Below are 10,613 nucleotides of genomic sequence, written 5' to 3'. Positions count from 1 at the left end.
CGCCTGCCAAGGTGGGGGGGGGTTGGCCCCGCGATAGCGTCATCGCAAACAACGCTATCGCGGGGCAAGCCCGCTCCCTCGGGCATCCACGTTAGCTAACGAAAGAGCCAACCCCATCAGCAGAAGAATCAAGCCGCCTCCACCTTCACCGGCACCCCATTCAATGCTGCATTGCCCGACACTGCATCGCGCAAATGCTCATCGGTCAGGTCATTGGCACTAACCCCAGGCTGCGCCCCGGCGATGTGCAGCTGCACGCCCTGGCGCCCATGCCCATAACCATGTGGCAAGCTGACCACACCCGGCATCATCTCCTCACTCGATTGCACCTGAACCTCGACGACCCCAGTCCGCGAACGGATCCGCACCCACTGACCGTCCGTCAGCTGCCGCTGGGCGAGGTCCTGCGGGTGCATCAGCAACTGATGACGGGGCTTGCCTTTAACCAAGCGTTGGAAGTTATGCATCCAGGAGTTGTTGCTGCGCACATGTCGACGTCCTATCAACAGCAACTCGTCCACCGCCGGTGGCACCTGCTCAGCCAACCGGCGCAAATCGTCCAGTAGCAACTGCGGCGCCGCTTCGACGGCCTGGCTGGCGGTGCGCAAACGCGCCGCCAGGTTCGGCTGTAAAGGCCCGAGGTCGAGCCCATGAGGAAACCGATCGAGGGTTTCCAACGACAACTGCCATGTCGAGCCCTCACCATGACGGCCTTTACGCAAAGCCAGGTCGATCATCTGGGCGGGCGGCAGGGTCGGCTTGAGTTCCACGCCAGCACGCTCGGCGAAGGCCTTGGCCAGGCCGACGAAAATCTCCCAGTCGTGCAGTGCACCCTCAGGCTTGGCCAGGATCGCCCGGTTGAAGCGCGTGACGTTACGCACGGCCAGCAAGTTGAAGGTGGTGTCGTAGTGATCGTTCTCCAACGCCGAGGTCGACGGCAGGATCAGGTCGGCATGGCGGGTGGTCTCGTTGATATACAGATCGATGCTGAGCATGAACTCAAGGCCCGCCAGCGCCTTGTCCAGCTGTCGGCCATTGGGCGTGGACAACACCGGGTTGCCGGCTACCGTTATCAAGGCCCGCACCTGCCCTTCGCCAGGCTCAAGCAGCTCTTCTGCCAAGGCTGCCACCGGCAACTCACCGCCATACTCCGGCAAGCCAGACACGCGACTTTGCCAGGCATTGAAGTGCCCACCGGCGGTACTGGCGACCAGATCCACCGCAGGTTCGGTGCACAACGCCCCGCCTTGGCGGTCAAGATTGCCGGTGACCAGGTTGATCACCTGCACCAGCCAATGGCACAAGCTACCAAAGGCCTGGGTCGAGACGCCCATTCGCCCGTAACAGACTGCCCGCCCGGCGCCAGCGAACTCACGCGCCAGCAGGCGAATCTGCTCGGCGGCCACCCCGCACAGTGGGCTCATGCGCTCAGCGCTGAACGGCGCAATCGCCTCGCGTACCTGCTCCAGGCCATTGACCGGCAAATGCGAGCCCTTGGCCAGATCCTCGCTGAACAGGGTATTGAGCAGGCCGCACAGCAACGCGGCGTCACCGCCTGGCCGAATGAACAGATGCCGATCAGCCATGTTGGCTGTCTCGCTGCGTCGAGGGTCGACCACCACAAGCCGCCCGCCCCGCGCCCGCAAGGCCTTCAAGCGTTTCTCGACATCCGGCACGGTCATGATGCTGCCGTTGGAGGCCAGCGGATTCCCCCCCAGTATCAGCATGTAATCGGTGTGATCGATATCCGGGATCGGCAGCAACAGGCCGTGGCCGTACATCAGAAAGCTGGTCAGGTGCTGAGGCAACTGGTCAACCGAAGTGGCCGAAAAGCGATTGCGCGTCTTCAGCAGGCCAAGGAAGTAATTGCTGTGGGTCATCAAGCCGTAGTTGTGCACGCTGGGGTTGCCCTGGTACACGCCCACCGCATTGCGCCCATAACGTTGCTGAATGTCCCACAGTTTGTCGGCGGCCAAGGCAAACGCCTGGTCCCAACCGATAGGCTCCCAGCGATCGCCCACACGCCTGTGCGGCTGGCGCAGGCGGTCAGGGTCTTGCTGGATATCCTGCAGCGCCACCGCCTTGGGGCAGATGTGGCCACGGCTGAAAGGATCCTGAGGGTCGCCCTTGATCGAGGCAATGCGCGCCTGGCCGTCGCTTTCATGGGCAATCTCTATGTTCAGGCCGCAAATGGCCTCGCACAGGTGACAGGCTCGGTGATGCAGGGTCGTGGACATGGCCGCCTCTGCCTTGTTGTTGTGAGCCTTCGACTATGCGCCCACCCTCAACCTCTCGCCAGCGGGCTTTGCCGCGTGAATCGCACGCCATCAGGCATACGATTCGCGACACAGGGTTTGCCAACGCCCCCGCGCCCCGTGTACAACCCCTGTAGTAAATAAAAAACAGTACCCCACCAGAGGGTTACGACACCCGTTGATACAGAGACGCGGTTTCCCCTCTTGGTTTCAGGCGACATTTAATTATAGTATTGCGCCTTTCCCCTATTTCGTCCGCCCCGTGCGGCTTACGCCGCAGGTCACTCCCGTTGTCAATAAAACCATACGGTCGACCTGCAAACCGTTGCAGATAAGGTAGTCAATCATGAGCGCTAGGCACTTTCTCTCCCTGATGGATTTCACTGCTGACGAATTGCTCGGCGTGATCCGTCGAGGCATCGAGCTGAAGGACCTGCGTAGTCGCGGCGTGCTGTTCGAGCCGCTGAAGAACCGCGTGCTTGGGATGATTTTCGAAAAATCATCGACCCGTACCCGCCTGTCGTTCGAAGCCGGCATGATCCAGCTCGGCGGCCAGGCTATCTTCCTGTCGCCACGTGACACCCAACTGGGCCGTGGCGAGCCGATTTCCGATAGCGCCATCGTCATGTCGCGCATGCTCGATGCGGTGATGATCCGTACCCATCACCACAGCATCCTCACCGAGTTCGCCGCGCATTCGCGGGTGCCGGTGATCAATGGCCTGTCCGATGAGTCGCACCCCTGCCAACTGCTGGCCGACATGCAAACCTATCTGGAGCATCGCGGCTCGATCCAGGGCAAGACCGTGGCCTGGATCGGCGATGGCTACAACATGTGTAACTCCTATATCGAAGCCGCCCAGCAGTTCGACTTCCAGCTGCGCATCGCCTGCCCCGAGGGCTACGAGCCCGATCCACGCTTCCTGGCCCTGGCCGGCGAGCGTGTGCAGATCGTTCGTGATCCCAAGCAAGCCGTGGCTGGCGCGCATCTGGTAACCACCGATGTCTGGACTTCCATGGGTCAAGAAGAGGAAACTGCACGGCGCCTGGCGCATTTCGCGCCTTACCAGGTCACCCGCGAACTGCTCGACCTGGCAGCACCCGATGCCCTGTTCATGCATTGCCTGCCCGCCCACCGTGGCGAGGAAGTCAGCCAGGACCTGCTCGACGACCCGCGTTCGGTCGCTTGGGACCAAGCTGAAAACCGCCTGCATGCGCAGAAGGCCCTTCTCGAATTCCTTGTCGAACCGGCTTACCACCACGCATGAGTCAACCGCTACTGCTTAACCTGCGCAACCTGGCCTGCGGCTATGGCAACCAGCGCATCGTCCAGAACCTCAACTTGCACCTCAATGCAGGCGACATCGGTTGCCTGCTGGGGTCCTCGGGTTGCGGCAAGACCACCACCCTGCGTGCCATTGCCGGCTTCGAGCCGGTGCACGAGGGTGAGATCCAGCTCGCGGGCGAAGTGATCTCGCGCGCAGGCTTTACCCTGTCGCCGGAAAAACGCCGGATCGGCATGGTGTTCCAGGACTACGCGCTGTTCCCCCACCTGACCGTGGCGCAGAACATTGCCTTCGGCATTGGCAAGCACCCGCGCCAGGGTGAAGTGGTCGAGGAGATGCTCGAGCTGGTCAAGCTCGGTGGCCTCGGTGGGCGCTATCCGCATGAGTTGTCCGGCGGCCAGCAACAGCGCGTGGCCCTGGCCCGCGCTTTGGCCCCTGAGCCGCAATTGCTGCTGCTCGATGAGCCGTTCTCCAACCTCGACGTCGAGCTGCGTCGGCGCCTGAGCCATGAAGTGCGCGACATTCTCAAAAGCCGCGGCACCAGCGCCATTCTGGTCACCCATGACCAGGAAGAGGCTTTTGCCGTCAGCGATCAGGTCGGGGTGTTCAAGGAAGGTCGGCTGGAGCAGTGGGACACGCCCTACAACCTCTACCACGAACCGCAGACGCCATTCGTTGCCAGCTTCATCGGCCAGGGCTACTTCATCCGTGGCCAGATGATCAGCCATGAGGCAGTCAATACTGAACTGGGTGAACTGTGCGGCAACCGTGCCTATATCATGGCGCCGGGCAGTTCGGTGGACGTACTACTGCGCCCGGACGACATTGTCCATGCGCCAGACAGCGAACTGCGCGCGAGCATCGTCGGCAAAAGCTTCCTCGGTGCGTCGACCTTGTACCGCCTGCAACTGGCTACCGGTAGCCAGCTCGAGGCGATTTTCCCAAGCCATGTCGACCATCAGGTCGGCCAGGATGTGGGAATTGCGGTGAAGGCTGATCACCTGGTGCTGTTCGCTGTGCCTGGCAGTGTCGCGGCGCAGTTGCCACGCCAGGAGAATGGCGTTCGCCGCTACAGCTCGGCAACCTGACAAGCCAGTGCCTACAGCACTGAGCCTATAGGAGCTGGCTTACCTGCAATGGCCTGCGCAGCAGGCCCTTATCCATCTAGCCCCGGCCAATCTCGGCAAAGGTGCCTTGGGTATGCTCAGCCAGCACTGCCGCAGCCAGCTCCACCTCCAACCCACGCCGCCCAGCACTGACGTGAATCGTTTCGAACTGTTGCGCTGACTGATCGATAAACGTGCGCAAACGCTTCTTCTGCCCCAACGGGCTGATCCCGCCGACCAAGTATCCCGTGGCCCGCTGCGCCGCCGCCGGATCAGCCATTTCGCACTTCTTGACCCCGGCCGCCTGCGCCAACGCCTTGAGGTCCAGGGTGCCGCCCACCGGCACCACCGCCACCAGCAATTCGCCTTTCTCGCTGCTGGCCAGCAGTGTCTTGAACACCTGCACCGGGTCTAGCCCGAGCTTTTCCGCCGCTTCCAAGCCATACGAAGCAGATTTGGGATCATGTTCATAGCTGTGCACGCGGTGTTCGGCGCGGGCCTTTTTCAGCAGATCGAGAGCGGGGGTCATGCAGAGCTCCGAGCAAGTACAGGTCGGCGGCTACTTTAGGTGAAAAGGCTTGAGCCAGCCAGTCTGTCGCCTGATCGCGACGAGTTATCGGAATAGTCAGTCTTGTTGCAGTTAGTCAGATTGTGGCTGACCGTTCACTTTCGACCTTTGACATGAGCGTTTCTTGCCTATATTTTTTCGTTTCTGAATAAATGGTGCACTTTTAAGGTGCGCTTTCGCTTATCCGCCCGGGGTCAATGGGGATCGACTCTGGGCCTTGCTGTCGAGCGCCTTGCGCCTCACAACAACAAGAACCGAGGTCATACATGACGACTGCTCTACGCGAACCAACGCTTTCTGGCCAATGCATGGCCGAATTTCTGGGCACGGCCCTACTTATCTTTTTCGGCACAGGTTGCGTCGCCGCGCTCAAGGTCGCTGGCGCCAGCTTCGGCCTGTGGGAAATCAGCATCATCTGGGGGGTAGGCGTGAGCATGGCGATCTACCTCACTGCCGGGGTTTCCGGCGCCCACTTGAACCCTGCGGTGAGCATTGCCTTGAGCCTGTTCGCCGGTTTCGACAAGCGCAAACTGCCCTTCTATATCCTTGCCCAGGTCTGTGGTGCCTTCTGCGGCGCCGCCCTGGTCTACACCCTGTACAGCAATCTGTTCTTCGATTTCGAACAGGCCCACGCCATGTTGCGTGGCAGCGAGGCAAGCCTGGAACTGGCCTCGGTGTTCTCCACCTATGCCCATCCTGCCCTGTCGATCGGCCAGGCATTTTTGGTCGAGATGATCATCACGGCCATTCTCATGGCGGTGATCATGGCCCTGACCGATGACAACAACGGCCTGCCCCGCGGGGCGATGGCGCCACTGCTGATCGGCCTGTTGATTGCGGTGATTGGCAGTGCCATGGGCCCGCTCACCGGCTTTGCGATGAACCCCGCCCGAGATTTGGGCCCAAAACTGATGACCTTCCTCGCTGGCTGGGGCGAAATCGCCTTTACCGGCGGGCGCGACATTCCCTATTTCCTGGTTCCGGTGTTCGCACCGATCGTGGGCGCATGCCTGGGCGCGGCGGTTTACCGCGGCCTGATCGCGCGCAATTTGCCCATGGCGCAAACCGCGAACCTGCAAACAGACGATAATCCTCAGAGCGATGCGCAGGTTTCCTGATTCGGACACCTCAAAGCATGCCGGGCCGATTGCCCGGCCAGCCTGACCTACCCCTTTTTGTGCAAGGCCACCGACATGACAGACACCCAGGACAAGAACTACATCATCGCCCTGGACCAGGGCACCACCAGTTCGCGGGCCATCATTTTCGACCGTGACGCCAATGTGGTCGGCACCTCCCAGCGCGAGTTCGCCCAGCACTACCCACAGGCCGGCTGGGTCGAGCACGACCCAATGGAAATCTTCGCCACCCAGAGCGCGACCATGGTCGAGGCCCTGGCCCAGGCGGGTATCAGTCACGCCCAGGTCGCTGCAATCGGCATCACCAACCAGCGCGAAACCACCGTGGTCTGGGACAAGGAAACCGGCCGCCCGGTCTACAACGCTATCGTCTGGCAGTGCCGGCGCAGCACCGAGATCTGCGCCCAGCTCAAGCGCGACGGCCATGAAAGCTATATCCGCGAGACCACCGGCCTGGTTACCGACCCGTACTTCTCCGGCACCAAGCTCAAGTGGATCCTGGATAACGTCGAAGGTGTACGCGAGCGCGCCGAGCGTGGTGAGTTGCTGTTCGGCACCGTCGATACCTGGCTGATCTGGAAATTTTCCGGCGGCAAGGTGCATGTCACCGACTACACCAACGCCTCGCGCACCTTGATGTTCAACATCCATACCCTGCAATGGGACGAAAAACTCCTGCAACTGCTCGGCGTGCCGCGCCAGATGCTGCCGCAAGTGCGCTCCTCGTCCGAGGTCTACGGCCAGACCAAGAGCGGCATCGACATCGCCGGTATCGCTGGCGACCAGCAGTCGGCGTTGTTCGGCCAGATGTGCGTGGAGGCCGGCCAGGCCAAGAACACCTACGGCACCGGCTGCTTCCTGTTGATGAACACTGGCGACAAAGCCGTGACCTCGTCGCATGGCCTGCTCACTACCATCGCCTGCGGCCCGCGCGGTGAAGTGGCCTATGCCCTGGAGGGCGCGGTCTTCAATGGCGGCTCGACCGTGCAGTGGCTGCGTGACGAACTGAAGATCGTCAACGATGCGCTGGACACCGAGTACTTTGCCAGCAAGGTCAAGGACAGCAACGGCGTCTACCTGGTACCGGCCTTCACCGGCCTGGGCGCGCCTTACTGGGATCCGTATGCCCGTGGCGCGTTGTTCGGCCTGACCCGTGGAGTCAAGGTCGATCACATCATCCGCGCAGCACTCGAGTCGATCGCCTACCAGACCCGCGACGTGCTCGACGCCATGCAGCAAGACTGCGGCCAGCGCCTGAGCGAGCTGCGCGTAGACGGCGGTGCGGTGGCCAACAACTTCCTCATGCAGTTCCAGGCCGACATCCTCGGCACCTGTGTCGAGCGGCCGCAGATGCGCGAGACCACCGCGCTGGGCGCCGCTTACCTGGCGGGCCTGGCGTGCGGCTTCTGGAGCGGCCTGGACGAGTTGCGCGACAAGGCGATCATCGAGCGCGAATTCAGCCCACAGCTGGATGAGACGCAGAAAGAGAAGCTCTACGCTGGCTGGAAGAAAGCCATCGAGCGCACCCGTGATTGGGAAGATCACGAGGCCTGATTCAGCCTTCATCGACCAATCGCGGGGCAAGCCCGCTCCCACGTGCACTTATGCTGAACACGTGGGAGCGGGCTGGCCCGCGATGACCTGCGCAAGCTTCCTTTGCTGGCCGTCATCCCTTTCCTACGGCATCATTGCAGCATTTGTCCGGCAGCCCCAAAGGACCGCCCATGAATCTGCCCCCTCGCCAACAACAAATCCTCGAACTGGTGCGCGAACGCGGCTACGTCAGTATCGAAGAAATGGCGCAGTTGTTCGTCGTTACCCCGCAAACCATCCGCCGCGACATCAACCAACTGGCCGAGATCAACCTGCTGCGCCGTTACCACGGCGGTGCGGCATACGACTCAAGCATCGAGAACACGGCCTACGCCATGCGCGCAGACCAGATGCGCGATGAGAAACAGCGTATCGCTGAAGCCGTGGCCCTGCAGATTCCCGATCACGCTTCGGTGTTCATCAATATCGGCACCACCACCGAATCGATCGCCCGCGCGCTGCTCAATCACAATCACCTCAAGGTCATCACCAATAACCTGCACGTGGCCTCGATCCTCAGCGCCAAGGACGATTTCGAAGTCTTGGTGGCCGGCGGCACGGTGCGCCGCGATGGGGGGGTGGTCGGTCAGGCCAGCGTCGACTTCATCAACCAGTTCAAGGTCGACTTCGCCCTGGTGGGCATCAGCGGTATCGATGAAGATGGCAGCCTGCTCGATTTCGATTACCAGGAAGTGCGCGTATCCCAGGCGATCATCGCCAATGCACGCCAGGTCATCCTCGCCGCCGACTCCAGCAAGTACGGGCGTAATGCCATGGTCCGCCTGGGCTCGATCAACCTGGTCGACTGCCTGGTGACCGACCAGTCCCCCTCCCCCGCGCTGAACCAGTTGCTGGCCCAGCACAAGATTCGCCTCGAAGTGGTGTGAGCTGCGTTGGGGCCGCTTTGCGGCCCCACAATCCTGAGCTCATGCAGGCTCGTCGCAAATGTTCATAAATGTTCACTTTATCGTCATCTGATCAGTTTTTTCTATGAAGACTGACTGGCGATAGCCGTTCTGTTGCGCTAGTATTTTCGGAAACGAACATTGATGTTCATATTCGATGTGAACAGCCTTCAGGAGGCCTTGCCCGTGTCCCAGCCCGTTTCGTCCCAGCCTACCCTCGCCGACTGCTACGATCTTGCCGTGATCGGTGGCGGTATCAATGGCGTGGGCATTGCCGCCGACGCTGCCGGACGCGGCCTGAAAGTGTTCCTTTGCGAAAAGGACGATCTGGCCCAGCACACCTCCTCCGCCAGCAGCAAACTGATCCATGGCGGCTTGCGTTACCTGGAGCACTACGAGTTTCGCCTGGTGCGTGAAGCCTTGGCCGAGCGTGAAGTGTTGCTGGCCAAGGCGCCGCATATCGTCAAGCCGATGCGTTTCGTCCTGCCTCATCGCCCGCACCTGCGCCCGGCCTGGATGATTCGCGCTGGCCTGTTCCTCTACGATCACCTGGGCAAGCGTAAACGCCTTGGCGCTTCGCGCAGCCTGCGCTTTGGCCCTGGCAACCCGCTCAAGCCGGCCATCACCCGCGGTTTCGAATATGCCGACTGCGCCGTTGACGATGCACGCCTGGTAGTACTCAACGCCATGGCCGCGCGTGAAAAGGGCGCCGATATTCATACCCGCACCCGCTGCCTGCGTGCCGAACGCATCGATGGCCTGTGGCAAGTCGAATTGCAGCACGCCGATGGCAGCCTGCAGACTATCCGCGCCCGCGCCCTGGTCAACGCCGCAGGCCCCTGGGTCGCCAGCTTCATCAAGGATGACCTCAAGCTCGATGCGCCATACGGTATCCGCTTGATTCAAGGCAGCCACATCATCGTGCCGCGCCTATACGAAGGCGAGCACGCCTACATCCTGCAGAATGAAGATCAGCGCATTGTTTTCGCTATCCCCTACCTCGGGCGTTTCACCCTGATCGGCACCACCGACCGTGAATACAGCGGCGACCCGGCGCAAGTGAAAATCACCGAAGGCGAAACCGACTACTTGCTCAAGGTGGTTAACCAGCACTTCAACCATCAGCTCAGCCGTGCCGACATCCTGCACACCTACTCGGGCGTTCGCCCACTGTGCAATGACGAATCGGATAACCCTTCGGCCGTGACCCGCGACTACACCCTGGCGCTGTCCGCCAGTGAAGGCCTGGCGCCACTGCTGTCAGTATTTGGCGGCAAGCTTACGACCTACCGTAAACTGGCTGAGTCGGCCATGACCGAACTCAAGCCTTTCTTCACTCAGATGCGCGAAAGCTGGACCGCTGAGAGTCCCCTGCCCGGCGGCGAGAACATGACCGAAACACAAGCCCTGGTCGATTCCCTCCTCGAACACCACAACTGGCTGCCTGTGGACATCGCCAAGCGTTGGGCAAGCACCTATGGCAGCCGCGTATGGCGGCTGCTGGAAGATACTCAAGGGCCGGCGGACCTGGGCCAGACGATAGGCGGCGGCTTGTTCACACGCGAGGTAGACTACCTACGCAACCAAGAATGGGCCGTGACTGCCGAAGATATCCTTTGGCGCCGTACCAAGCTGGGCCTGTTCACCTCTACGGCGGAGCAACAGGTGCTGGTCGATTACCTGAAGCAAGTAGCAGATCGCAGCGCGGGGATCCGCGCTGCCTGACGTGAATTGACGCAGCGCTTCGCCTATCGCGACGTGC

8 protein-coding genes are annotated in these 10,613 nt (G+C 61.3%); 6 read left to right on the top strand and 2 right to left on the bottom strand.

All coding sequences use genetic code 11. The features are described 5' to 3' along the window. Positions 1-128 precede the first annotated feature (128 nt). Positions 129-2,237, bottom strand: coding sequence for a molybdopterin oxidoreductase family protein (locus AAZU54_RS07795; protein WP_434726933.1), 2,109 nt, complete (start codon positions 2,235-2,237; stop codon positions 129-131). A 364-nt stretch (positions 2,238-2,601) separates the two neighbouring features. Here AAZU54_RS07795 and argF point away from each other — a divergent pair, with 364 nt between their 5' ends. Together argF and AAZU54_RS07785 are read left to right on the top strand one after the other, a co-directional pair. Then, positions 2,602-3,522 (top strand): ornithine carbamoyltransferase, encoded by a 921-nt coding sequence (gene argF / locus AAZU54_RS07790; RefSeq protein ID WP_186556204.1) that lies wholly within the window; start codon positions 2,602-2,604, stop codon positions 3,520-3,522. Further along, positions 3,519-4,628 carry an ABC transporter ATP-binding protein gene (locus AAZU54_RS07785; protein ID WP_186556203.1) on the top strand — a complete coding sequence of 370 codons (1,110 nt, stop codon included), beginning with the start codon at positions 3,519-3,521 and terminating at the stop codon, positions 4,626-4,628. Before argF ends, AAZU54_RS07785 begins: the two co-directional genes overlap by 4 nt. 76 nt (positions 4,629-4,704) lie before the next feature. On the opposite strand, the gene ybaK is transcribed toward AAZU54_RS07785, so the two are convergent. Continuing rightward, on the bottom strand, positions 4,705-5,175 hold the full coding sequence (gene ybaK / locus AAZU54_RS07780) for a Cys-tRNA(Pro) deacylase (RefSeq protein WP_186556202.1): 471 nt from the start codon (positions 5,173-5,175) through the stop codon (positions 4,705-4,707). A gap of 305 nt (positions 5,176-5,480) precedes the next feature. On the opposite strand from ybaK, the gene AAZU54_RS07775 reads away from it, so the two are divergent. From AAZU54_RS07775 to glpD, 4 genes are all read left to right on the top strand, one after another. Beyond that, complete coding sequence (locus AAZU54_RS07775; RefSeq protein ID WP_186556201.1) at positions 5,481-6,332, top strand: MIP/aquaporin family protein; 852 nt, start codon at positions 5,481-5,483, stop codon at positions 6,330-6,332. A gap of 75 nt (positions 6,333-6,407) precedes the next feature. Beyond that, entirely contained in the window at positions 6,408-7,907 is a 1,500-nt protein-coding gene (gene glpK, locus AAZU54_RS07770) for a glycerol kinase GlpK (protein ID WP_186556200.1), read from the top strand. A gap of 170 nt (positions 7,908-8,077) precedes the next feature. Then, positions 8,078-8,833 carry a DNA-binding transcriptional repressor GlpR gene (glpR, locus tag AAZU54_RS07765; RefSeq protein ID WP_186556199.1) on the top strand — a complete coding sequence of 252 codons (756 nt, stop codon included), beginning with the start codon at positions 8,078-8,080 and terminating at the stop codon, positions 8,831-8,833. A gap of 204 nt (positions 8,834-9,037) precedes the next feature. Continuing rightward, a complete protein-coding gene (gene glpD / locus AAZU54_RS07760; protein WP_434726932.1) occupies positions 9,038-10,576 on the top strand; it encodes a glycerol-3-phosphate dehydrogenase in 1,539 nt (512 codons plus the stop codon). The last annotated feature ends 37 nt before the right edge of the window (positions 10,577-10,613 follow it).

The organism is Pseudomonas sp. Je.1.5.c (assembly GCF_051129895.1).
Lineage (GTDB): Bacteria > Pseudomonadota > Gammaproteobacteria > Pseudomonadales > Pseudomonadaceae > Aquipseudomonas > Aquipseudomonas urmiensis.
This window is presented reverse-complemented; position numbering and strand designations above follow the sequence as displayed.